This is a genomic window from Bacillus massiliigorillae (assembly GCF_000380245.2).
Classification (GTDB): domain Bacteria; phylum Bacillota; class Bacilli; order Bacillales; family DSM-1321; genus Bacillus_AD; species Bacillus_AD massiliigorillae.
This window is the reverse complement of record NZ_HG428741.1, coordinates 2,979,339-3,003,353: the sequence shown is the minus strand read 5'-3', so window position 1 is coordinate 3,003,353 and position 24,015 is coordinate 2,979,339. Positions and strand designations below refer to the sequence as shown.

The following is a 24,015-nucleotide window of genomic DNA, read 5'->3' as shown; positions in this document are numbered from 1 at the left end:
ACAGCTGTTACAGTTCCTGTAGCTGTAGCAGGAGAGCCTACGGCAATCTTTCTTACTTCGCTAATTTTTTGCGTTTCTTCGCTATTCCTAGCTTAACACTAGGCCTACACCGTACGGGCGCCTTTCAGCGCATACGGCGTGCTATCAGTAAAAACTCAATGTAAACTATTTTCCCCAAAATTAGTTTATTTTACGACATAGTAACCTAATATTAACACCATGTAAATAATTATTTATAGATAATTTTAAACAGACGCATAACATTGAATAATCTTGACAAATATGTGAAAAAACTATGTTTTTATTAAAATAAAATTATGTTAGAAAAATGAAATTGGTTGATTTTTTCAGTTTTTGAAGGTTATGCTTAAATTGTCTACCAACGGAACAAAGTGTAAGTTGGTATGGTTAAAAAATACTAGAATAATACTTTGTGAACTTGGTAGAAAGCTATCATCATAATTTTTTCACTATTAGGAGGATTTATTGCATGACTCAAGGAACAAAGTCTTATCGTAAGTTCGTTGCTACTGCAGCAACCGCAACTTTAGTAGCTTCAGCAATCGCACCACTAGCATCTGCTGCAAGTTTTACTGATGTTGCTCCGAAGTACAAAGAAGCTGTTGATTTCTTAGTATCTAAAGGTGTTGACGGTTTACCAGGTAACAAATTTGGTGTAAATGACAACATTAAGCGTGTGGATGCAGCTGTTATGATCGCTAAGGTATTAGAGCTTGATATTAAATCAGCTCCTGCTTCAGGATTTACAGATGTACCAGCCCGTGCTGTTGAACATGTAAATGCACTTAAAGCAGCAGGTATTACAAATGGTAAAACAACTACGAAATTTGATAGCCATGCTTTGATTACTCGTGGTGAATTAGCAAAATGGATTCAAAGAGGTTTCGAGTTAAAAGGTTCTTCTGACCTTGCTTTTACAGATGTTGCACCTTCATATAAAGAGGCTGTTACAGCATTAGTAAGCAACCAAATTACAAATGGTATTTCTGAAAAGCAATTCGGTACGAACAATCCTGCAAAACGTGGTGATTATGCAATTTTCTTACACAAAGCTAGTCAAGTTACTCCTGAACAAAAATAAACGAAACGTTACTTTATAAGCTAGATAAGAGCGAAATAAGTGGAGGAGTTATTAGTTTACAGTTTATAGTTGATAGTTATTCAAGCTATGACTTAGATGACTGTGGCGATAATTTATTCTCTAACTGTTGTTTGGAATTGTTAGGTGAGATTCCTAACCTTGTTGAATAGTCGAAGAACAAGTGCCTAATCCTCCTGCATCCAGTGATGTTCTAACAAACAAAAGGGATGAAGTCAGGTGAAGACGTAGGGACAACTAATAATGTCTCGCGGGGCTCCTTAAAAGGTTACTATGGTCAGGCGACGAATCCATGTGTTACGCAAGGTGAGGTAGTAAATACTATTAAATGCTAGGAGTTTAGTATTTATCCGTACATCTTATATGGTGTAGTGGAGATCAGCAAAATTGACTATTAAACTGATCTTTCTCATTGTTGAATAGTGGAGACCTAAGGTAATTAAAAGAAGGGATATAAACAACGGAACGTTTGAAGTCTTACTAGAAGAGGTGTGTTAGCTACCTATGAAGCTAGTTAAGATGGCGGCGAGTTCGTAGTAGTGATGACCATCTGCCGTTTGGATTTCTATGGAAACATAGAAAGAGGATAAAACAGGTGAGAGCGAAGGAACTTAGTCAGTAGAAAAACTCATATATAATCTATTTTTCCCCCAAAAATAGGCATGTTATCGTTATCCTTTAGTCATTACATATTTTCCATATATGTCTTTTATGTAAAAAAAATTCATATAAAAGGCTTCTTTAGTATTTCATTCAAAGCAAAGTAAATAAGCTTGCAGAGAATAAATGATTTTCTCACTACAAGCTTCTACAGGCATTAATTTTGTATAATATGTTTTACTCTTCCAACTTGTCCATCGGTTAGTTCTACTTTAATTCCATGATGATGAACTGCTGATTTAGTCAGTAATCGTTTAATGGTCCCTCTTGTTAATGTTCCAGTTCGTTGATCTTTCTTCAGTACTATATCCACTAGCATTCCTGGGGATAAATTACTTCTTTTTGTGTGTGGCATTCACTCAACTCCAATATTAATTCTTCCATATATACTTTATCATAAGCAATTGAAAAAGGAAAAAATCGTTAGTTTATTTCTTCTATTAGTTAATCTGATTAGTCATCGAAAGTAGATAATATTTAATTAAAGCTAAATACTCTCGAGCATAAGATTTTAATAAAGCTTGTTTCGGGGTTTTGGCTGGTAAAGCTTCTAAATCTAATCCGTATTGATTACCAATTAGAATGGAACGGTATAGATGATAATCATTTGTTACAACTATAATTCGCTTAGCACTATCTTTTATTAGTTTTTTTGAAAATTTAATATTTTCATAAGTTGACGTAGATTGATCTTCTTTAATAATTCTTTGTCTATCTACCCCTAAAGCTATTAATCCATCTTTCATTACTTGAGCTTCGGAAATATCTTCATTAACTCCTTGTCCACCTGAAACAATTGCAATTGTATTTGGGCTTTTTAGTAAATAGTCTGCAGCAGTATTAATCCGGTATTGTAATGATAATGATGGTTCCGTTCCATGTACTCTTGCGCCAAGTACAATCATATAGTCTGCGCCAGAGGTGGGATTATTGTTTTTGTGTTTTTGCATTTGATAATGAGTGAATCCAATGTACAGTAAGGACATGCTAGCAATACATAGAATGATAATTTTTAGTAGTTTATACAATTATATGAACCTCCGAATATGTGTTAGCTTAATTTAACCTTTTTTTGTAAATATTCTCAACTGATATGAGTGTAGCTACAATTTAGGGATAGTATATGTATGTACTATATTGATGTTTCTTTTTTTCTGTATAGTGGTTGAATAATTAATGTTTAATACTAGTACTGTGTTTTGTAAAAGAATAAATGGTAAAGTAGAATAGACGATTTATCGACGATGTCATTATATTGCTATTTATGTACAGAGTGGCTTGTTTCGATAGATTGACGATTTTATAATATAATTATATAACATGACATACATAAGTAAGGAGCTTGCGGTGAAGATACAAAAAATAACTTTATGTTCTTTGTTTGTGGCAATGTGTTTTATTGGAGGGAATATTAAATTCATGGGTTCAATTGCCTTGGATGCTGCTCCTGCCTTAATAGGCACATTACTTCTTGGACCATACTATGGTATGGCTTTAGGTTTCTTTGGGCATATTATTTCATCACTACTTTCGGGTTTTCCGTTATCTCTGCCTGTTCATCTAATTATTGCACTTATGATGGCATTAACGATGTATTTTTATAGTGTATCGAGAAGATGGCTTGAGCAAAGAGTGAATCATGTAGTTGCCATTATAGGATCGGGAGTAGTTATGTTTCTGTTCAACTGTCCAATTTCACTTTTAGCACTGTATCCACTTATTAAGGACATGGCATTTGTTTTATTTCCAGCTTTAGCACTCGCTGCGCTTTGCAATTTAGTAATAGCAGAAATTGTTTATGTGGCATTACCACTAAGTTGGAAAAAGAAGTTCATGAAAATGTAACTGTTTAAAGGTAAGGGAAAGAGGTGAGAATCCTCTACAGACCCTAACTACTGTAAGGTGGACGTAATCCCGTGTAAGAACCACTGAATCGAAGATGATTTGGGAAGGTGGGATAATCGGATGAAGCTAAGTCAGGATACCTCCTTTAGATAGAGTATTGCAACAATTGCTCAAGGGAGCATGTTGTCTATATGTAGACTTTGTGATTTCTCTTCTAGTGTTTAACATACGAGAGAAATACATAATTTTCGAAGTATAAGGCGCCTAGCTACCTGTAGCTTTGGCGTCTTATTTATTTTTCGTATAAAAATAGGGGTTGGGAAAATGTCAGGGAAAATCTTAGTATATACAGGTGATGGAAAAGGAAAAACAACTGCAGCTGTGGGACTTGCAGCACGCGCATTAGGTAGAGATATGAAGGTAATTATGCTGCAATTTATTAAATCACCTGATCGTGATTATGGAGATCAAATTGCATTAGAAAGATTAGGCTGTGAAGTGTATCAATTAGGAGCAGGTTGTACATGGACACAATCTGCTGAAGTGAATCGAGCAGCTTTGAAAAGCGCTTGGCAGAAAGCGAAAGAAGTTTTACAAAACGAAGAGTACGATGTCGTTATTCTTGATGAATTAAATATTGCTTTACGTATTGAAGAATTTCCTATTGATGATGTAATTCCTTTATCAGAAGTGCTTCAAGCGTTAGAAACAAAACCAAAGTCAACACATATCATCATTACAGGTCGTGATGCAAAGCAGGAAATTAAAAATCTTGCGGATTTAGTTTCGATTGTTGAAGAAGACAAGCATTATTATCAAGACGGTGTCCAAGCAATATATGGTGTGGATTATTAATTAGAGGATGTGGGACGAGGATGACGGTAATTAGAGGAAAAGCAGTTCCGTTAATGGTTCAAGGTACTCATTCCGATTCTGGGAAAAGTATTTTCGTAACGGCATTATGCCGGATTTTTGCGAATGAGGGGATGGCTGTTGCTCCTTTCAAATCGCAAAATATGGCTTTGAATTCATATATCACGAATGATGGACTGGAAATAGGAAGAGCACAAGGTATACAAGCGGAAGCAGCTGGTGTAGAGGCATCTGTACATATGAATCCGATTTTAATTAAACCGTCTGGTGATATGAAATCGCAAATTGTGCTTCATGGTAAGCCATATCGTAATATGAAAGCGATGGCTTATCGCCAAGAGTTTTATGAAAAAGGGTTACAGGCTATTAGTGAATCCTTTTCGATTCTAGCTAATGAATATGATTGCATCGTTATTGAAGGTGCGGGTTCTCCAGCTGAAATTAATTTGAATGATCGAGAACTTGTCAATATGCGTCTCGCTCGATTGGTTGATGCACCAGTTATTCTTGTAGGTGATATTGACCGAGGTGGGGTTTTTGCAAGTCTAGTAGGAACGCTTCAGCTTCTACCTGAAGAAGATCGCCATCGTGTGAAAGGTGTGGTCATTAATAAATTTAGGGGCGATGTAGCTTTATTGCAGCCGGGACTTGATTGGTTTGAAGAATATACAGGTGTACCTGTTCTTGGAGTGATTCCGTATCTTTCTAATTTGGAAATCGATGGTGAAGATAGCCTAATTCTTGATCAATATAGTAATGGTGGAACAAATGATGAAGGGGATATTGATATTGCGGTTATTGCTCATCCAACTTTTTCGAATTTTACAGATATTGACCCCTTGCGCTTAGAAATCGATTGTAATATTCGTTTCGTGAAAAAAGCATCACAGCTTGGAAACCCTGATATGATTATTTTACCAGGTACAAAAAACACAGCATATGCCATGCAATATATCGAAGACACTGGATTAGCAGAACGAATTGTGAAACTAGCTGAAAAAGGCACATATGTTTTTGGTATTTGTGGCGGTTTTCAAATGCTTGGTGAAGAAATTCATGACCCTGAAGAAGTGGAATCAGAAGTGACGAAGATGGAAGGATTGAAACTACTTCCAGTTGTAACGGAGATGAAAGCAGAGAAGAAAACGGTTGTTTCAAAAGGATATAGTGATTGCTTAGACAATGGCTCTAGCCCATTAAAAGGCTATGAAGTACACATGGGACATGCTGATGTGTTACAACCAATTAAGCACTTTGCTATTTTAAATGGTGAAAAAGAAGGATGTTGCACAGATGGTGGTAAAGTGATTGGAACCTATTTACATAATGTGTTCCATAATGATGATTTTAGAAGAAATTATTTAAATGGAATAAGAGCAGCTAAAGGACTCCCTGCAATCGAAAGGACACTTCATATTGAAGAGCTAAAAGCGAAGGAATATGAACGACTTGCAGAGCATGTGAAACAACATATCAACATGAAGAAAGTATACGAATTAATCAAAAGGGGATAGAAAAGCATGAGTGAAAGAATTAAGACAGTTGTAGAGAATATACAAGCGGTTAACAAAGAGATGGGACAAGCGGCACAACAACATCTTAATAATTTAACAAAACCAATCGGAAGCCTAGGAGAACTGGAGAATGTAGCAGTTCAATTAGCAGAAATTACAGGTAGTAAGCTTCCTGAGGTCTTTCCGCCAGGTGTGATTGTGTTTGCAGCGGACCACGGTATTGCAGAAGAAGGCGTTTCGGCATATCCACAAGAAGTTACAGCACAAATGGTTATGAATTTTTTAAATGAAGGTGCAGCTATTAATGCATTCACGAAAAGTGTAAATGGTTTTATTGAAATTGTAGATGTAGGTGTGAAATCGAATATTGATGCAGATGGATTGGTAGTAGATAAGGTAGGATTTGGGACAAAGAACTTTGCGAAAGGTCCTGCTATGACTAAAGAAGAAGCGATTCATTCTGTCGAAGTAGGTATGAAACGTGCAGAAGCAATGATAAATAAAGGTGCAAAATTAATCATTGTTGGAGAGATGGGAATTGCTAATACGACGGCAAGTTCAGCTATTGTTGCTTCAATTACCGGTGTGAATGTGCGTTCTCTAGTAGGACAAGGTACAGGTTTGGCGGCTTCAGCACTTGATTACAAAGCAGGAGTTATTGATGATGCATTAAAAGTATTACAGCCAGATTGCAATGATCCGCTAGACTTATTACAAAAAATAGGTGGTTTTGAAATTGGTGCGATGGCAGGTGCAATGCTTTATGCAGCATCACAACATATTCCTATTCTATTAGATGGATTTATTTGTACAGCGAGTGCATTAGTTGCTACTAAATTCTGCCCAGAAGTACAAGATTATATGATTGCTGGTCATCATTCAGTAGAGCCTGGTCATGCAGCTGCATTAGATGCTCTTGGTAAGAAATCATTGTTAACTTTAAACTTACGCTTAGGTGAAGGTAGTGGAGCGGTTTTAGCGTATCCATTAGTAGAAGCAGCGACAAGAATGGCCAGAGAAATGGCTACATTTGATGATGCTGAAGTATCGAGAGAAACGGTAAAAAATTGATTGAATAATGAAGAGGCGGTTTTTTGACCGTCTCTGTTATTTGTGAGGTGAATATGAATAATGAAAACAGTTTGGCCAGAGCACGGTGGTAAAACGAGTGTCATCTCTTCAGTACTTGAAGAAAAAGGGGTACAGTCAAAAGGCGTGAAAGATTTTAGCGCGAATATTAATCCGTTCGGTATGCCTAAAATCATGGAAGAAGCCATGCAACGAGCAATTATGAATCAGAGCACATATTATCCAGATTTAACGTATCGTGAGCATACTGATAAGGTAGCTATGTATGAACATGTAAAGCCTAATCAAATACGATTAACGAATGGTGGAGCTGAAGCGATTCACTTAAGCGCAGCTTTATTTAAAGGAAAGAAAGTAGCTTTGTTTCACCCTTCTTTTAGTGAATATGAATTAGCATGCAGAGCGCACAATGTAGAGTATACATGCTTTTTATATGAGGAAGTATGGGATGCATGTCTCTTACCAGCGAATATAGAAGAGATTGTCGCAGAACATGACGCAGTATATGTATGTCGGCCAAATAATCCTTCGGGAACGATTGTTTCTTTTGAAGAGATGAAACGATTAATTGAACTGGCTAGAATTCATGAAACATATGTAGTTGTGGATGAAGCGTTCATTCATTTTTCGGGTGGTGAAAGTAGTGTTGTATCGCTATGTGAAAGCAACCCACATGTTATCGTTCTTCGTTCGTTAACGAAAATCTATGCAGTACCGGGAATTAGGCTGGGTTATATGATTGCAAGTCCAGAAACAATTGAACTTGTATCAAAGCTACAAATCCCATGGAGCGTAAATGCTGTAGCGCTAAGCTTAATAGATTGCTTACCGCAATGTAAAGATTTTGTAGAAGATACAGCGAGATATATTAGAAACGAAAAACAATGGCTTTCCGAACAGTTAACAGCATTGGGATTTCAGTTGTCTAATACAAGTACTAACTTCTATTTGTTGCGTGATTTATCTCTTGAAGAGCATGAGCCCTTGCTAATCTTTCTTGCGGAAAAAGGCATTCTGGCGAGGCATACATATAACTTTAAAGGTCTTGAAGGGAAAGCGTTACGATTTGCAATTCGAACACGAGAAGAAAATGAAATCATCATTCGTTATTTAAAAGAATGGAGAGACCGAATTTGTTAATTTTTATTTCTGGTGGTGTTCGTTCAGGGAAGAGTTCTCAGGCTGAGCGAATGGCTGTCGATTATTATAATCAACAACAGGCACAAGCTTTATATTATGTAGCGACTACAAAAAGGAATAATGATGAAGAAATGACAGAGCGTATTCATCTTCATCAAGAGAGTCGTTCAGAGCTTTGGACAACGATTGAAGAACCGTATCGCTTAGATGAAAGAATGCGTGAAATGTTGCCTTCTTCTGTCATCCTTATTGATTGCTTAACTGTTTGGAGCAGTAATGTAATGTTTTCGGAGAATAAAACATATGACTCGATGATTGAACGGCTCTCAAAAGTGTTTCAAATAGCTAAGAATAAAAATATGACAGTTATTATGGTTTCGAATGATTTGAATGAAGAATTGCCAATTCCAGATGATGGTGTGCAAAGTTACGTGTATAGTTTAGAAGCGGTACATAAATATGTAGTAAAACATTGTGACGAAGCCATTCAAACAGTGGCTGGTTGTCAAATTAGGTGGAAATAATGAAAAACTTTATACATGGTATGGTGTTATCTTTACAATTTCTCACGCGTTTTCCTTTACCAATTGCGTGCGATATTAATACGAATAGTATGAAATGGGCATTGCGCTTTTTCCCGTTTGCAGGGTTATTAATCGGCTGTTTTATTAGTGTGGTCTTTTTTATAACTGATTTATTTCTGCCCACTACCCTTGTTACATTAGCTATTCTTTCGGCTTGGGTGTATGCAACTGGTGGCTTACATTTAGATGGCTGGATGGATGTAGCTGATGCAGTAGGGTCAAACGGCTCATTAGACAAAAAATATGAAATTATGAAAGATTCAAGAATTGGTAGCTTCGCGGTTTTAGCTGTTATTTTTCTTTTTATTTGGAAAGCGGGCTTTCTGTATGAATTGGTTTCGAATTATGAACAGCATAATTTAATCATCGCATTCTTATTTATTCCTGCATTAGCGCGTTTTCAAGCATTGCTAATGTTAAAGTGCTTTCCACCTATACAAAATAAAGGTCTTGCTCACATGTGGCGCCAATATTTATCGTGGAGTGATATAGTAATTGCACTATGTTGGCTAGCAGTAATAATAGTACTGTATTATCCACTTGCTATTTTACTTGTGCTACAAGTGTTGTTTACCTTTGTTTATGGAAAATGGGCTGTGAAGAATTTTAATGGAATAAATGGAGATCTTGTTGGAACTTCAATTGAAGGAGCAGAACTATGGAACGTAATGATTCTATTCGTCTTATTCTCATTCGTCATGGGATGACCGAATTTAATAAGCAGAAGAAGTACATGGGGTATACCGATGAACCCGTTATTCAAGAGCGATTGAATGATTATGAGTCGCTTCGGTTAGCGTTGGTTGATGAATCAGTGGAGAAGATTTATAGCAGCGATTTAATTCGTTGTCAGCAGACGGCACGTTATCTTTTCGATGATGAATTTTTCTTAGACAAGCGTTTACGTGAAATTCATTTCGGTGATTGGGAAGGAAAAACGTATGAGCAGCTGAAAGAGAATCCTGCTTATTGTCATTGGTTAGACCATTGGGAAACGGATTGTATTCCGAATGGTGAATGTGGTCCTGCTTTTAGAGAGCGAGTTCTTGCATTTATACAGGAGCGAGTGCTTTTAAACAGTAATCGCAGTAAGACGATTGCTGTTGTATCTCATGGTGGTGTCATTCGTCATATAGTATCTGCACTTTGTAAGGAAATGAAGTATTGGGATGTTCATGTGAACTTTGGACAAGCCATTGTATTGGAAGTTGGAGGTGATTGGGTATGCACATCATCATCGGTGGTGCCTATAGTGGAAAGCGCCAGTTTGTAAGAGAAAAATATGGATCGTTTCAGCTGATTTCAGCTTATGAAGGACAATCAATGAAAGAAGAGAAACAAAGTGATACAGTTGTTTACGAAGGATTCGAAATATGGATTAGCGAGCTGATTAAAGCTGGGCAATCGAATCAAGAAATTGTGGAGATATTTCGAGAGTGGGTCTGTTCACAACAAGAGGCAGTGCTCATCATGCTTGAAATCGGCAGAGGCATAGTTCCTATTGAAGAACATGATCGTCGTTTGCGTGATGTAGTTGGCTGGGTTCAACAAGAAGCTGTGAAGAAAGCGGATGAAGTGACGAGTATATGGCATGGTTTGGCGAAACGGCTGAAATAGTATGTAGTTTAGAATGAGAGGGAAGTAAATGGTACAAACAAGAGATTTAACTGTCGTTTCACTTCCGAATGAACAATGTTTAGTAACGGCGGTTGATATTAGTGCAAGCATTGGTGAGAAGGAACATGATGTGTTAAGTGTTCCGCCCGAGTTAACAGGGAAGCTTACTACTCGTGTGGCTCTCTTAGAAGTATTAGCAAGCGGAGCCGAAGTTGTCGCAATTAGTAATGTCGTTGGTGTAGAAATGAATCCAACGGGTAAAAGAATTATTCGTGGAATTCAAGAAGAGTTACATAGCGCTGGATTAGCTCATTTAGAGTTAAATGGAAGTACAGAAGAAAATATGACAACGAGTCAAACGAGTGTCGGTGTATTCGTAACAGGTTATTCACCGAGACAACAATTAAAACTCAATAATATCAAAAATGGTGCAACTCTTCTAGGAATTGGCGAACCGAGAATGGGACAAGCGCTTTTAGAGAAACCAAATCTAGAAGTGTCTTACCAACTTGTGAGAGAATTAGTCAAAAGCCAAGATATACTAGAGCTAGTACCAGTTGGATCAAAGGGAATTCGTTATGAAGCATCTAATCTAGCTGATTTAAATGGTTATCACTTTAACGAATTTGCTAAGTGTAATCCAGAATGGCTTGATCAATCAGCTGGACCTGCGACAGCTCTCATCATCGCAGTTCAAAATGAGAGCGTCACTGCTTTCGTGAAGAAATATCCTGAAGCTTATTTGCTTGGTATAATTGAATAACTAATTTTTTCACTTGCTTGTTATCTTTGATAGACGCAAATGTAGTATGAGAAAAACACGCTCGATCTTCAATGAAGAACGAGCGTGTTTTTTAGTGTTATTATATAGTTAAAAACATAAATGTTATATAATGGAAATGAAGTAAGGGAGCGAGCTGTGGAAATAAGTTGGATGAATAAATTGATAGAGCAAGCAAAAAAGCCAAATGGAACAATAGGTTCAATTATGATTCGAATTATGAATTTTGCTCATGCTGGAATGAATAAATGGGCGATGAAAAAGATGAAAATCAATAGAGAGTCTGTACTTCTCGACATAGGTTGTGGCGGGGGAAAGGCAATTCAATTATTATCACAAACCAATACATATGAAAAAATATACGGAATCGATTATTCGGAACAAGCAGTGGTAGATTCTATACGGCTAAATATTCAAGAAGTTCAAAAGGGAAAAGTAGAAATATTGCAAGCAAGCGTGACAAATCTACCTTTTATAGACCAAACCTTTGATCTTATATCAGCTTTTCAAACTCATTATTTCTGGTCTGATTTAGAAAATGCAGTAAAGGAAATTTCAAGAGTACTGAAGCAGGATGGGGAATTCTTTCTCGTAGCTGAGAAATATAAAATTAATTATCATATGAAAGTTTATAAGACGAAAGCAGAGATGGAACAATTGTTGAAGAATGTTGGCTTTAGAACAGTTGAGTTTTTTGAAAACAATAATGCTAAATGGCTTTGTGTAAAAGGCAGTAAATAGTTGTAACCTCTATTAATGTTGACTAATCCCTAAGGGGCTAGTTTAAGCTAGGATTAGGGAGTATTAATAATGAGGTGAAGAGGATGCAAATCGGTGAAATTTCGAAACTCTGCAAATTAACAAAGAAAGCTATTAGCTATTATGAGCAAGTTGGTCTGATTGATAAAAAATATGATAGTAATGGTTATAGAATGTATGATGAGACAGATGTCACCATATTAAAGGAGATATATATCCTTAGAAAGCTAGGAATGAGTGTTTCTGATATTAAGAGTGTTTTCGAAAGCGATGATAAACAACTCGCCTTACGTAATTATCAAGATAAACAAGTATTTCAAATTGAACAAGCAAAAGCGCAGCAGCATTACTTATTACGTTACTTAAATCAAAATCTTTCTGTTGAGGATGCGTTTCAAGAAATCGAACATAAGTTAGATCATCACATGATAATTAAGGATAAATTGCTTCAAGCATTTCCAGGGGTTTACGGGAAATATTTATATGTGCACTTTGGTAGATTTTTAAATGGCACTTTAGATAGCGTCGAGAAAATAAAGGCTTTCAATAATATTGTTGAATATCTTGATAATCTAAATAGCTTAGATTTTGAAAAGGATATTCAAAGATATTTAGAAGAGCAAATGGATATGTTAAACATGGCAGATTTCAACAAAATGGATGAAGGGTTTCATGAAGTATTAAAAAACTATGATGAATTTATAGGAAAGAACAAGGAAAGTTTAGAGTGGTATTTGGAATATCGAAATTCTGAGGAATTTAAATCGAGCCCTGCCTATAAAATGCAGCTAATGTTGAAAGAATTTCATAAGAACAACGGATATTATGATGTTTTTATTGAAAATGTAAAAATTTTAAGTGAGTCTTATAAAACATACAATGAACAATTACAAAAAATAAATGACCGTTTATTAGAAGATTTTCCACAAGCAAAGAAACTAGATAATGAAATGGAAACAAATAATGAATAATTTACGGGAGTGAATTTTGATGACAAACTCAATTAGATTTGCGAGTAATACTTGTACAGATCAAGCTAGAATTGATGCTTTTTTAACAAATGCGCAAACGGGTTTTCTAGGATTAGCTGATGGGGAAATTCCTTATGTAATACCTTTAAATTTTATTTATTATAAGGAATGTTTCTTTTTTCACGGTGCGGAGGAAGGGAGAAAAATCGATATAATTAAAACCAATCCACGAGCATGCTTTACAGTAAGTGAGAGCTATGGAACATTGGTTGATCCAGTTCCAGCAAATACTGATACAGCTTATATGAGTGTAATTGCAAATGGAATTGTCGAGCGTGTTACCGATTTAGACGAAGCAACGTCTGCCATGCAGGAGATGTTACATAAATATGTACCAAACTATTACTTATCACCATTATCTAAAAAGCATGTAGCAACATATCAATCTAGTTATGGTAGTAAGACCGCTGTGTTTAAAATGAAGCCAAATAGATTAACTGCGAAAGAAAATGAAATAGATGAACAAAAGAAATTTTATTCTGGACGAACTATTCGGGATGATATTTGATTTATGTACAGAAGGCTGTATCAAATTTGAAACAGCCTTCTATTTATTTAGTGTATTAGATGGATTCATTCCCTTTTCAACAATTCTTAACTCCGATTACACGTATTCTCTTATAATCAGCAATCCATACTCCATCTTTATATAAAACACTTTTCAAGCTTGATTCAACTTTTGTTAGGATATCATCTTTTTTATTCTCATCAATGTTTTCGAAAAAGGTACTACCGAACATCTTAATCCAGTTCTTTAATCCGTTATCATCGTTTAACGGTGTCGGGCGATCATAGTGTTGTGCAAATGTTACTCTAAAGCCCTCTTCTTCCATGAGTGATGCATACTCGCCGATACTAGGATAATACCAAGGGAACTGCTCTGCTTTATAATCTATCCCTGATTCTATTAATTGTTTAATAATGGCATCGGTTATAGCTTGAACATTTCCTTTACCACCGAATTCAGCAATAAATCTTCCTCCTTGTTTTAAACTTTTATATATACAATGAAGAGCTTGTTGTGGCGGCTTCACCCAGTGTAGGGTGGCGTTTGAAAAAACGGCATCAAATTCATTATCATAATTCAATTCCGTTGCATCCTGGACCGAGAATTCAATATTTGGGTACTTACTTCTCGCTTGGTTTATCATATTTACAGATTGATCGATACCAACTACAGATGCTTTGTAGTCAGCAATCTTCTTAGCTAAATCACCTGTTCCACAGCCTAAATCAAGAATTTTTTCTTCTGCTTGTGGTTCTAATAAATCGAGTAGTGAATCTCCATACTGTGAAACAAATGAATGTTTTCCATCATATAATTGAGCATTCCAAGTATCCTTCGTTACCATCATGAATCTCCCCTTCGTTATTAAACTCTGTTCGATATAAGAATTATACGTATAATCTGAAATAATAGATATTAACAAAATAATTAAAAATCGATAACATAGTGTTATTAATAGAGCGAATAAGGAGTTGTTATATAGCTCATTCTTTTTTGATGTATGAGTTTTAATTTTCTGTGTAGTTTTATGAAAAGTGCAAATTCAATTTTGAAAATCAAATTATAAATAGTAGATGATTCACTATAAGATACTAAAAACGCCAATTTCCTTCTATATAGGAATTGGCGTTTACTTACACATAATTAATGTAGATTTAAAGAATACTTTTTATAAATATAATCATACTCTTCATAAGTAATCTCGTATTTATCTAATACAGCTTGTAATATTAATTCCGAATCAGTTTTTGGTTGATAGTTTTTTCCTCGGTTTGTCATAGTGTTGAAAAGTCTTGTTGCATATAAATATATTTCTTTTTGGCTATATCCATTTGTTGTATCATCATCCCATTGCTTCTCTAAGTCCTTAAATTCACTTTTATAACGTGCAGTATTATATATTTCTTTACCATTCTGTTTTAACGAACTATCGAGTTTGAAAAATTCATAGCTATTAGGGATGGTACTTACTAATTCAAAAGTAGATTGAAGGGAAGATATTTGCCCTTTTAAATGTATTTTTGAATCATGCAACGGGTTTTCATATGCGCTGTTTCGTAAAAAATAACGGATCTGTTTACTATATAATTCTAGTAACATAAATTTTTCACTTGTAGGTAAAGTATTAAATTCTTTATCTAAATCAAATGTAATACATATCATATCCTTATTTTTGAACTCAGTATGAAGGTTACTGATATGATCTTTGAAATATGAATCTTCTAAAAGAGATATTGCTACTTCTTGGACATGGTGATACTTATAGCGTCCTTTCTCTAATGTAATGATAACGACTATAATTAAACATAATGCAATAAAAAAAATAAAGACATTCTTTTTCATATATAACTCACTTTCAAACATAATCTAAATTAGCTTATCAATAATTAGTTAAGAAATCATTATGAATATACAGGTAATTTAGTGTGAAGTTTTTCGCGATTGGGCAAAGAAGGAAATGTACGATATGATTAGAAGAACGATGTTAGATTAATAGTGGAGTTGATTAGTGGTGAAAGTAACGGCGAAGTGTCCTGCATCATGTGGTGAATTAATTCAAGGGTGGATTGAGGGAAGTGTAAAACTAATTTCGTATCCAATCAATTGGTATAGTGAGGTTACTTTAGAAGAACAACTTGAACATAAGTATCTAGTTAATAATCTTCGTCATTCAAAGGCTTGGAGAGCGTTTTATGCAACGTGTAAGCATTATGATGTTTCTATAGAGAGCCTGCCGCCTATTACTTTAACGATTGCTTCAACGATTCCCATAGCAAAAGGAATGGCAAGTAGTACAGCTGATGTTGCAGCAACAGTTGTAGCGACGGCTCGGTTACTTGGTTGTACTATGACACCACAGAAGCTTGCGACAATTTGTCTTTCAATGGAACCGACGGATAGTACAATTTTTCCGAATCTGACACTTTTTGATCATATACATGGTAAAGTTATGGTGGAATCCTCATGGTCTCCACGTTTTGGTGTGCTCGTGCTGGAGCCGTTAGATATATTAATAACAGAAGAGTTCCATAGCAGGAATGTTCAGGAGATGTATAAAAATCAGGCGCTTGAGTTAGAAGAAGCATATTCTTTATATAAACAAGCCATCAATGAGGAATCTCTCTTGAAGTTAGGAGAAGCTGCTACTATTAGTGCAACGGTCAATCAAGCGATATTACCAAAGCCGAAATTTAATGAATTATTAGAGGTTGTGGATACGACAGATTTGTTAGGAATCAATGTTGCACACAGCGGGACCGTCATTGGATTAATGTATGATGAAGCGAAGATGAATCGTCAAGATTTATTGTATCGTTTAGAAGAAAAGCGAATATTTGATGCCTATCCACGCTATCATTTTCATCATTCTGTATATGGAGGAGTGACCCTTCAATTATCATAGGATAAAATTTTATGAAAATAGTATATTATTGGTGTACTTCAAAATAAATGGGGTATAGTAATACCATGTTTACCGCATCTTTTTTAGTAGAGAAAGTATATAGGAGGGTATTGCTATATTGATATAGTCTATCTTAGACTCCTTGTATGTACGGTCTTGTCCTTTTATAATGAATATATACGATAATTACATAATAAAAGCTATATAAAGGTAGGGAAAGAGGTGGAAATCCTCTACAGGCCCTAACTACTGTGAAGTGGACGAAAACCTAATAAACCACTGAATCAAATGGGATTTGGGAAGGTAGGTTGGTAGGATGATACGAAGTCAGGAGACCTTCTTTATAATAGTATGCTATTACAACTACTAAGGGAGATAGTTGTCTAATATAGCAACGTTGTGTGTGTTTCTGTTTAATGAAATTCACAATTATGTTCCTAATTATGACATCAGACTTACTTTAGCGTCTGGTGTTTTTTATATGGAGCTAAAATATAATAGCTTTTACATGGGGGAAACATATGAAGCGAATAATGATTGGTGCGGCATCTAGTGGATCAGGGAAAACAACAGTGACACTTGGTTTATTACGTGCGTTGATGAAGCGGAATTTACGTGTACAACCATTTAAAGTAGGTCCAGATTATATTGATACCAATTATCACGAAGCAATTACAGGAGTTGCTTCTCGAAATTTAGATAGCTATCTAATAAATGATAGTGTTGTATTACGTTCATTATTTATTGAAAATAGTGAAGGAGCAGATATTTCTTTTATTGAAGGTGTTATGGGTTTATATGATGGTTTAGGAACAGATAAAGATTGTTGCAGTAGTGCATCTATTGCGAAGCAACTTCAATGTCCCGTTTTACTAGTGATTGATGGAAAAGCCATTTCTACTTCGGCAGCTGCCATTGTAAAGGGGTTTTGTGAATTAGATCATGAAGTGATGATAGCAGGTGTTATTGTAAATCGTGTTGCATCAGAAACTCACTATCAATTGATTAAAAAATCGATTGAACGTTATACAGATGTACCTGTGTTAGGCTATTTACCTAATACGCCTGATATTAGCCTGCCATCACGCCATTTAGGTCTTGTACCAGATGTGGAAATGCAAGATTTAGAGAGTAAATGGGATTTGCTAGCTGGCTTAATTGACAAGCATATTGATTTAGATAAATTGTTAGCAATAAGTGAACAACCTTCACTTCAAGGAGAATCGAAAAGCTATTATCCTGATTTTTCTGATGTGCGTGTAGCTTATGCACATGATAAGGCGTTTCATTTTTATTATCAAGATAATTTAGATTTAATGAAGAAATGTGGCGTGACATTAATTCCATTCAGTCCACTTGAAGATGAAAGTTTACCTGAATGCGATGTACTGTATATTGGTGGAGGATTTCCTGAAATGTTTGCGAAGCAATTAGCAGATAATAAATCAATGAAACTAGCAATTAAGCAGTATCATCAACAACAAAAGCCAATATATGCTGAGTGTGGTGGCTTAATGTATATAGGAAATACACTTCACGTTGAAGAAGAACAGTATTCGATGGTTGGTATTTTTCAAGGGGAAAGTAAGATGACAAAAAGATTACGAAGTTTTGGCTATTGTACAGCGACGATGGTCGAAGATACAGTATTAGGAAAACAAGGAATGACAATACGTGGCCATGAGTTTCATCATTCTGTTTTCGAAAGTAATCATCCGACTTGTTTTCAAATGGAAAAAAAGCGAGACGGAGAGATAGTAAGTACCTGGTCAGGTGGTTATTGTGAAGGAAATACATTAGCAAGTTACTTGCATATTCATTTCTATCAAAATCCATCATTATTATATCGTTTGTTAGAAATCGGGAGGAGTAAGAAATGCAAGTAATGATTTATGGTATCGCTTATTTACTAGATTTAATAATAGGTGATCCATCTAATTGGCCTCATCCAGTTCGTTTTATTGGAAACGGCATTAATATTTGTGTAAAAGCGATTCGAAAAGTATGTAAAACGGAAAGACAATTAAAGATAGGTGGGCTGTTCCTATGGATTATCATTGTAGGGCTTACTTATTTCATTACATGGGGCATCCTCAAATTAGCGCAGTTTAACATCATTGTGTATTGGGTTGTTTCCATATACTTAGCGTATACCACTTTAGCAACAAGATGTTTAGGTGATGAAGCGCGAAAAATATGGTATACGTTACAACGAAGTTCTATTGAAAAAGCACGAAAACAATTATCTATGATTGTAGGTCGTGATACAACGGAATTGTCGAGAGATGAAATATCAAAAGCAACAGTTGAAACAGTCGCGGAAAATGCGAGTGATGGTGTAGTAGCCCCGTTATTTTACTTATTAATTGGTGGACCCGCACTTGCGATGGCATATAAAGCGGTAAATACATTAGATTCGATGGTTGGTTATCAAAATGAAAAATATCGTTCCATCGGTTATTTCTCAGCCAAAATAGATGACATAGTAAACTATATTCCAGCTCGATTAACGTGGATATTTATTTCTATTGCTAGCTTTTTCTTACGTTTGAATTGGCGTGATGCGTTCCATATTGGGTGGCGTGACCGTAAGCAACACAAAAGCCCAAACTGTGCTTTTCCAGAAGGTGCGGTTGCGGGAGCATTAGGTTTGCAGTTAGGCGGTGCTCATTATTATTTCGGCGAATTAGTAGAAAAGCCGCATATTGGAGATGATTCTCGAAGCATCACAATCTCGGATATATTACTCACGAATAAATTATTGTATACATCTTCTTTCATTGCATTACTTTGCTTTTCTGCAATCCGTTTGCTTGTGGAGCGATTCTTATAGGCAATTAATAAGGAGGACATCATGAATTACATAAAAAATCCGAAAGCCATTGAAGAAAAGAGCTTTGAAATGATTCAAGAAATTATTACAGAAACAGAGCCTGATTATCGTTTCCGTAATAGAGATGAAGAGTTAATCATAAAACGTGTTATTCATACATCTGCTGATTTTGAATATTTACATACACTTGTTTTTAAAGATGATGTAATTGATAGAATTCGTAAAACTATTCGTGAGGGCGGACATATTTTTACTGATACGAATATGGCGCTGAGTGGAATTAATAAGCGAGCATTACAGCAATATGGCTGTACTTATAATTGTTTTGTTAATGATGACAGAGCAGCTGCAATAGCTAAAGAAACAGGAATAACTCGTTCAATGGCCGCTATTCAATTGGCTGCTCAACAAGAAGGACCTAAGCTATTTGTTTTAGGGAACGCGCCAACTGCTGCTTATAAAATCATGGAAATGGTTGAAGCAGGCGAACTGGAGGTTGAAGCTGTCATTGGTGTTCCAGTCGGGTTCGTTGGCGCTGCTGAATCAAAGGAAGATTTACTACAAAGTGGTATACCAGCCATTGTTGCCCGAGGTCGTAAAGGTGGAAGTAATGTAGCTGCGGCAATTGTCAATGCTATTCTTTACTCCATGTAGTAGGTGAAACATTATGGAAGATTTCGTCTACTACAATGGAAAGAAATTACGAAAAGGCTATACAACTGGATCATGCGCAACAGCCGCAGCAAAAGCGGCTGCTACCATGATTATCGAGCAAGAACGAGTTGCTGGAGTTACGATAATTACTCCAAATGGTATAGAGTTGAAAATTCCGGTGGAAGATCAACAATTTGATGTAGGGAAGGCTACATGCGCTGTACAAAAAGATGGTGGAGATGATATCGATGCCACACATGGCATGATGATACATGCAACTGTCACGTTAAATAACAGTGGTAATATCACGATTGATGGGGGCATTGGCATTGGGCGCGTTTCTCAAAGAGGTATTGCTGTTCCAGTTGGAGAAGCAGCGATTAATCCTGTTCCAAGACAAATGATAACGAAGGAAGTACGAGATGTTATTGGTGAAGAACGAGGTGCAGACATACTAATCTTTGCTCCAGAAGGCGAAGAACGAGCAACACGAACGATGAATAGTCGCCTTGGTATAATAGGTGGCATTTCTATTTTAGGTACAACAGGAATTGTGACACCAATGTCTGATGAAGGATGGAAGAAGTCGTTATCTATTGAATTAGAAATGAAGAAGGCTCAAGGCTTTAAGAAAATCATTCTTGTTCCTGGTAATTACGGAGAAGCTTTCGTTACAGATACATTGAAGATTAATCAAGATTATGTTGTATCGATGAGTAACTTCGTGGGTTATATGCTCAAAGAAGTACAAAGATTGAAATTTGAAAAGCTGTTAATGGTAGGACATTTTGGTAAGTTGGTTAAAGTATCGGCTGGTATTTTCACTACATATAGTAAGGATGCTGATGCACGAGCGGAAATTCTAGTTGCAAATTTAGCATTATTAGGAGCTCCATTATCATTATTACAACAAGTAGCGAGTTGCCTTACAACAGAAGCAGCGGGTGAGCTCATTGCTCAACATGGCTATGAATATGTTTATCAGGTGATTACTGAGAAAATTCAGCAACGTTCACAACAGTTTTTGAAGTACAGTCCACACAAAGTAGATATTGATGTTGTGACTTTTTCAACAGAAACAGGATTACTTGCGGCAACGAAAGATGTAACAGAATTGATGGAGGAATGGCGATGATTACAGTTGTAGGTTTAGGACCTGGAAATCCAGGCTATTTAACGGTTAAAGGTTATTCATTGCTTGAAAGTGCGGACATCATCATTGGGAGTTCTCGTCAGTTACAAGAAGTGCCTGCTACAACTAGTGCCAAACAGATGGTTTTACCAAAGAAGCTTGATGAATTAGAGCAATTTTTAAGGCAGCATATAATGAAGGATCTTGTCTTGCTTGCTTCAGGTGATCCGCTTTTATATGGTATTGGCAAATGGGTGTTAGAGCGCTTTCGACCTGAAGAAGTGACCATTATTTCAGGTATAAGCTCGATTCAATATATATGTGCGAAAGCGGGTATTTCAATGAATGATTTATACATAAGTAGCAGCCATGGAAAAGTACCTGATTTTGATTTTTTGTTAGCGCATTCGAAAGTAGCGATGGTCACTGATAAAAAAATTGGACCTTATGAAATTGCAGTTGAAATTACAAAGCGCAATCTTCGAAAGAGGATGATAATCGGAGAAAATGTAAGTTATCCTAATGAAAAAATTTATCGTCTATCTCCAATTGAGGTTGAAAAGAATTACAACATGAATGTGGTGGTGATTGAAGATGAAAGATGATGTGTTCATCCGTGGAAAAACACCGATGACGAAAGAGGAAGTACGAGCAGTAGCCCTTGATAAATTACAGTTAAAGGGTGCGAAGCGCTTCTTAGATGTCGGAGCTGGTACGGGGAGTGTTTCAATTCAAGCTGCTGCACGCTATCCTAATCTTGCTGTAACGGCATTAGAGCGTAACGAAGAGGCATTAGAACTTATTCAATTGAATAAAAGTAAGTTTGCATTAGGTAATATAGAAATTATTTCGGCATATGCTCCCATTATGCTTAGCCATTCCTATGATGCAATTTTTATTGGTGGGAGTGGTGGGAAACTTGCAGAGATTATCGAGTGGAGCCACAATCTATTACTTCCAGATGGAAGGCTTGTTTTAAACTTTATTTTACTAGAAAACTTACAAGAAGCATTGAATCTATTAGACGATCAAAAATGGAGTGAAATAGAAACAGTTATGTTACAAGCTTCCAAGTTAATGAAGTTAGGTAATGGCTCATTCTTTAAACCTCAAAACCCTACTTATATTATATCTTGTTGTAAAAAAAGGGAGGAATACTAATGGGCATCGTTCATTTTATAGGAGCAGGACCAGGAGATAAAGAATTAATTACACTGAAGGGTTATCGTTTATTGCAACAAGCAGATGTGGTGATATATGCAGGTTCACTTGTAAATCCAGAATTATTGGAGTATTGCAAGAAAGATTGTGAAATACATAACAGTGCCCATATGGATTTAGATGAAATTATCGATGTGATGGAAGTTAGTGTGAAAGCAGGGAAAGAAGTTGTTCGCTTACAAACAGGTGATTTTTCAATCTATGGTTCCATTCGTGAGCAAGTAGAAGAGATGAAAAAGCGAAATATCAGTTTTGATTGTGTGCCAGGTGTAAGTTCTTTCTTAGGGGCAGCATCTCAACTAGGTGTGGAATATACGGTTCCAGAAGTTTCGCAAAGTGTCATTATTACTCGCATGGAAGGTAGAACACCAGTGCCAGCTCGTGAATCTTTACGTTCTTATGCTCAACATCGCACATCCATGGTTATTTTTTTATCGGTACTTGGCATTGAGAAGGTTGTTGAGGAATTAATTGCAGGTGGTTATCCAGAAGATACTCCTGTGGCTGTCGTCTATAAAGCGACATGGGCGGATGAGAAGAAATTAATTGGAACACTTCGTGATATTGCAGGGCAAGTGAAAGTAAGTAATATTACGAAAACAGCATTAATAATGGTGGGCGATTTTTTAGGTGAGGAATTCTATTATTCTAAACTATATGATCGAGGGTTTTCCCATGAATACCGTTAAACGTATTGCCGTTGTCGCATTAACAGAAAATGGTGTACTACTTGCAAAGGAAGTAAATCAACATATGCATTGCGATATATATGTTGGTGACAAAATAGCCCAACAGGGAACTGAAAACTTAAAGCCTACTTTTCAAGAAGGTATGAAACAGCTTTTTCAAACGTATGATGCTTTAGTTTGTATTATGGCAACAGGTATTGTTGTTCGCACGCTTGCACCATATATTACGGATAAATTATCAGATCCAGCGGTAGTCGTTATGGATGAAAAAGCGAAGCATGTTATTAGCTTATTGTCTGGACATATTGGTGGCGCAAATGAATTAACTAGTAAGCTAGCGAAGTTATTGCATAGTGATCCTGTCATTACAACCGCTACGGATGTTCAGGAAGTTGCTGCTCTTGATAATATTGCACAAAAAATTGATGCAAGAATTCCGAACTTTAGAGAAAATGTGAAATTAGTGAATGGTTTGTTAGCTTCGAATAAACGAGTAGGGTTATATAACGACACGGAGTATGACGTAGATAGCAGAGGTTTTATCATAATCGATGAGCTAGATGAAGTTCCTAAAGATATAGAAGCTTTAGTATATATTGGGGATCGCCTATCTCTTCAAGAGTTTAATATTCCGAAAATTATCAAGGTTGTACCGAAAACACGTATTCTCGGTATAGGTTGTAAAAAGAATACGGATTTCAACAAGATGAGGATTGCTTTCTCGATGTTTTGTGAGAAGTGGGATATTGACCCACATGCTTTTCATACGATTGTCAGCATTGATGTGAAGCAAGATGAACCGGCTATTAAAAAATTAGCTGAAATTATGGATTGTGAATTTCATACGTATACAGCATCACAATTAGAAACAGTTTCGTATCACTATCCTGTGTCAGATTTCGTTCAAAAAACAGTAGGTGTTGGCAATGTAGCGTTATCTTCTGTTCATTTAGCTTGCGATGGTAATGTGTTAACCGACCGTTATATATGGGAAGGTATGACAATGGCAATGGGCTATGCAAAATACAACCAGTAATACTGGATTTTCTAAGCTCTAGTTTCA

Annotated in this window: 27 protein-coding genes and 2 riboswitches; of the genes, 23 read left to right on the top strand and 4 right to left on the bottom strand. The window is 36.1% G+C overall.

All coding sequences use genetic code 11. The features are described 5' to 3' along the window. Positions 1 to 490: 490 nt before the first annotated feature. Positions 491 to 1,102 (top strand): S-layer homology domain-containing protein, encoded by a 612-nt coding sequence (locus TX86_RS13940; protein WP_052343673.1) that lies wholly within the window; start codon positions 491 to 493, stop codon positions 1,100 to 1,102. Positions 1,103 to 1,937: 835 nt separating this feature from the next. On the opposite strand, the gene TX86_RS13935 is transcribed toward TX86_RS13940, so the two are convergent. Together TX86_RS13935 and TX86_RS13930 are read right to left on the bottom strand one after the other, a co-directional pair. Then, on the bottom strand, positions 1,938 to 2,135 hold the full coding sequence (locus TX86_RS13935; protein WP_042349387.1) for a YwbE family protein: 198 nt from the start codon (positions 2,133 to 2,135) through the stop codon (positions 1,938 to 1,940). Between the two features lie 85 nt (positions 2,136 to 2,220). Next, a complete protein-coding gene (locus tag TX86_RS13930; RefSeq protein ID WP_042350492.1) occupies positions 2,221 to 2,766 on the bottom strand; it encodes a YdcF family protein in 546 nt (181 codons plus the stop codon). Between the two features lie 361 nt (positions 2,767 to 3,127). Between TX86_RS13930 and TX86_RS13925 the strand changes: the two genes are divergently transcribed. From TX86_RS13925 to TX86_RS13865, 13 genes are all read left to right on the top strand, one after another. Then, positions 3,128 to 3,625: an ECF transporter S component gene (locus TX86_RS13925; protein ID WP_042349386.1), complete on the top strand. Its 498-nt coding sequence runs from the start codon at positions 3,128 to 3,130 to the stop codon at positions 3,623 to 3,625. After that, a riboswitch (cobalamin riboswitch) is annotated at positions 3,616 to 3,787 on the top strand. Its footprint overlaps the gene before it by 10 nt. Positions 3,788 to 3,949: 162 nt before the next feature. Further along, positions 3,950 to 4,480, top strand: coding sequence for a cob(I)yrinic acid a,c-diamide adenosyltransferase (locus TX86_RS13920; RefSeq protein ID WP_042349385.1), 531 nt, complete (start codon positions 3,950 to 3,952; stop codon positions 4,478 to 4,480). Positions 4,481 to 4,500: 20 nt separating this feature from the next. Further along, complete coding sequence (locus TX86_RS13915; RefSeq protein WP_042349384.1) at positions 4,501 to 6,012, top strand: cobyric acid synthase; 1,512 nt, start codon at positions 4,501 to 4,503, stop codon at positions 6,010 to 6,012. 6 nt (positions 6,013 to 6,018) lie between these two features. Continuing rightward, on the top strand, positions 6,019 to 7,083 hold the full coding sequence (cobT, locus tag TX86_RS13910) for a nicotinate-nucleotide--dimethylbenzimidazole phosphoribosyltransferase (protein WP_042349383.1): 1,065 nt from the start codon (positions 6,019 to 6,021) through the stop codon (positions 7,081 to 7,083). Between the two features lie 60 nt (positions 7,084 to 7,143). Further along, a complete protein-coding gene (locus tag TX86_RS13905; protein ID WP_042349382.1) occupies positions 7,144 to 8,241 on the top strand; it encodes a pyridoxal phosphate-dependent aminotransferase in 1,098 nt (365 codons plus the stop codon). Further along, complete coding sequence (locus tag TX86_RS13900; RefSeq protein ID WP_042349381.1) at positions 8,235 to 8,765, top strand: bifunctional adenosylcobinamide kinase/adenosylcobinamide-phosphate guanylyltransferase; 531 nt, start codon at positions 8,235 to 8,237, stop codon at positions 8,763 to 8,765. Before TX86_RS13905 ends, TX86_RS13900 begins: the two co-directional genes overlap by 7 nt. Then, positions 8,765 to 9,532, top strand: a complete 768-nt coding sequence (cobS, locus tag TX86_RS13895; RefSeq protein WP_042349380.1) for an adenosylcobinamide-GDP ribazoletransferase — start codon at positions 8,765 to 8,767, stop codon at positions 9,530 to 9,532. Before TX86_RS13900 ends, cobS begins: the two co-directional genes overlap by 1 nt. After that, positions 9,484 to 10,098, top strand: coding sequence for a histidine phosphatase family protein (locus TX86_RS13890; RefSeq protein ID WP_042349379.1), 615 nt, complete (start codon positions 9,484 to 9,486; stop codon positions 10,096 to 10,098). The genes cobS and TX86_RS13890 overlap by 49 nt, the downstream gene beginning before the upstream one ends. Further along, positions 10,050 to 10,442, top strand: a complete 393-nt coding sequence (locus tag TX86_RS13885; protein WP_042349377.1) for a bifunctional adenosylcobinamide kinase/adenosylcobinamide-phosphate guanylyltransferase — start codon at positions 10,050 to 10,052, stop codon at positions 10,440 to 10,442. Before TX86_RS13890 ends, TX86_RS13885 begins: the two co-directional genes overlap by 49 nt. A gap of 28 nt (positions 10,443 to 10,470) precedes the next feature. Then, entirely contained in the window at positions 10,471 to 11,205 is a 735-nt protein-coding gene (locus tag TX86_RS13880; RefSeq protein ID WP_042349376.1) for an AIR synthase related protein, read from the top strand. A 162-nt stretch (positions 11,206 to 11,367) separates the two neighbouring features. Then, positions 11,368 to 11,964, top strand: coding sequence for a class I SAM-dependent methyltransferase (locus TX86_RS13875; RefSeq protein ID WP_042350491.1), 597 nt, complete (start codon positions 11,368 to 11,370; stop codon positions 11,962 to 11,964). An 83-nt stretch (positions 11,965 to 12,047) separates the two neighbouring features. After that, positions 12,048 to 12,953, top strand: coding sequence for a MerR family transcriptional regulator (locus tag TX86_RS13870; RefSeq protein WP_042349375.1), 906 nt, complete (start codon positions 12,048 to 12,050; stop codon positions 12,951 to 12,953). A gap of 19 nt (positions 12,954 to 12,972) precedes the next feature. Beyond that, positions 12,973 to 13,521, top strand: a complete 549-nt coding sequence (locus TX86_RS13865) for a pyridoxamine 5'-phosphate oxidase family protein (RefSeq protein WP_042349374.1) — start codon at positions 12,973 to 12,975, stop codon at positions 13,519 to 13,521. Between the two features lie 76 nt (positions 13,522 to 13,597). Here TX86_RS13865 and TX86_RS13860 read toward each other — a convergent pair whose 3' ends face one another. Continuing rightward, positions 13,598 to 14,365: a class I SAM-dependent methyltransferase gene (locus TX86_RS13860; protein WP_042349373.1), complete on the bottom strand. Its 768-nt coding sequence runs from the start codon at positions 14,363 to 14,365 to the stop codon at positions 13,598 to 13,600. 299 nt (positions 14,366 to 14,664) lie between these two features. Beyond that, positions 14,665 to 15,363 (bottom strand): hypothetical protein, encoded by a 699-nt coding sequence (locus TX86_RS13855; RefSeq protein WP_042349372.1) that lies wholly within the window; start codon positions 15,361 to 15,363, stop codon positions 14,665 to 14,667. 169 nt (positions 15,364 to 15,532) lie between these two features. Here TX86_RS13855 and TX86_RS13850 point away from each other — a divergent pair, with 169 nt between their 5' ends. The 9 genes from TX86_RS13850 to cbiG all read left to right on the top strand — a co-directional run bounded on the left by TX86_RS13850 (position 15,533) and on the right by cbiG (position 23,988). Then, positions 15,533 to 16,423: a GHMP family kinase ATP-binding protein gene (locus TX86_RS13850; protein WP_042350490.1), complete on the top strand. Its 891-nt coding sequence runs from the start codon at positions 15,533 to 15,535 to the stop codon at positions 16,421 to 16,423. 152 nt (positions 16,424 to 16,575) lie between these two features. Next, positions 16,576 to 16,781: riboswitch (cobalamin riboswitch) on the top strand. Between the two features lie 163 nt (positions 16,782 to 16,944). Further along, positions 16,945 to 18,309, top strand: a complete 1,365-nt coding sequence (locus tag TX86_RS13845) for a cobyrinic acid a,c-diamide synthase CobB (protein ID WP_042349371.1) — start codon at positions 16,945 to 16,947, stop codon at positions 18,307 to 18,309. Beyond that, positions 18,300 to 19,256, top strand: a complete 957-nt coding sequence (gene cbiB, locus TX86_RS13840; protein WP_042349370.1) for an adenosylcobinamide-phosphate synthase CbiB — start codon at positions 18,300 to 18,302, stop codon at positions 19,254 to 19,256. Before TX86_RS13845 ends, cbiB begins: the two co-directional genes overlap by 10 nt. 21 nt (positions 19,257 to 19,277) lie before the next feature. After that, positions 19,278 to 19,910 carry a cobalt-precorrin-8 methylmutase gene (locus TX86_RS13835; RefSeq protein WP_042349368.1) on the top strand — a complete coding sequence of 211 codons (633 nt, stop codon included), beginning with the start codon at positions 19,278 to 19,280 and terminating at the stop codon, positions 19,908 to 19,910. Positions 19,911 to 19,923: 13 nt separating this feature from the next. After that, positions 19,924 to 21,045 carry a cobalt-precorrin-5B (C(1))-methyltransferase CbiD gene (cbiD, locus tag TX86_RS13830; protein WP_042349367.1) on the top strand — a complete coding sequence of 374 codons (1,122 nt, stop codon included), beginning with the start codon at positions 19,924 to 19,926 and terminating at the stop codon, positions 21,043 to 21,045. After that, the gene (locus TX86_RS13825) at positions 21,042 to 21,647 is read left to right on the top strand and encodes a cobalt-precorrin-7 (C(5))-methyltransferase (RefSeq protein ID WP_042349366.1); all 606 of its coding nucleotides are present in this window, start codon (positions 21,042 to 21,044) and stop codon (positions 21,645 to 21,647) included. Before cbiD ends, TX86_RS13825 begins: the two co-directional genes overlap by 4 nt. Beyond that, a complete protein-coding gene (locus TX86_RS13820; protein ID WP_042349365.1) occupies positions 21,637 to 22,203 on the top strand; it encodes a decarboxylating cobalt-precorrin-6B (C(15))-methyltransferase in 567 nt (188 codons plus the stop codon). Before TX86_RS13825 ends, TX86_RS13820 begins: the two co-directional genes overlap by 11 nt. After that, the gene (locus TX86_RS13815; protein WP_042349364.1) at positions 22,203 to 22,952 is read left to right on the top strand and encodes a cobalt-precorrin-4 methyltransferase; all 750 of its coding nucleotides are present in this window, start codon (positions 22,203 to 22,205) and stop codon (positions 22,950 to 22,952) included. The genes TX86_RS13820 and TX86_RS13815 overlap by 1 nt, the downstream gene beginning before the upstream one ends. After that, entirely contained in the window at positions 22,939 to 23,988 is a 1,050-nt protein-coding gene (gene cbiG / locus TX86_RS13810; RefSeq protein ID WP_042349363.1) for a cobalt-precorrin 5A hydrolase, read from the top strand. The genes TX86_RS13815 and cbiG overlap by 14 nt, the downstream gene beginning before the upstream one ends. Positions 23,989 to 24,015 lie beyond the last annotated feature (27 nt).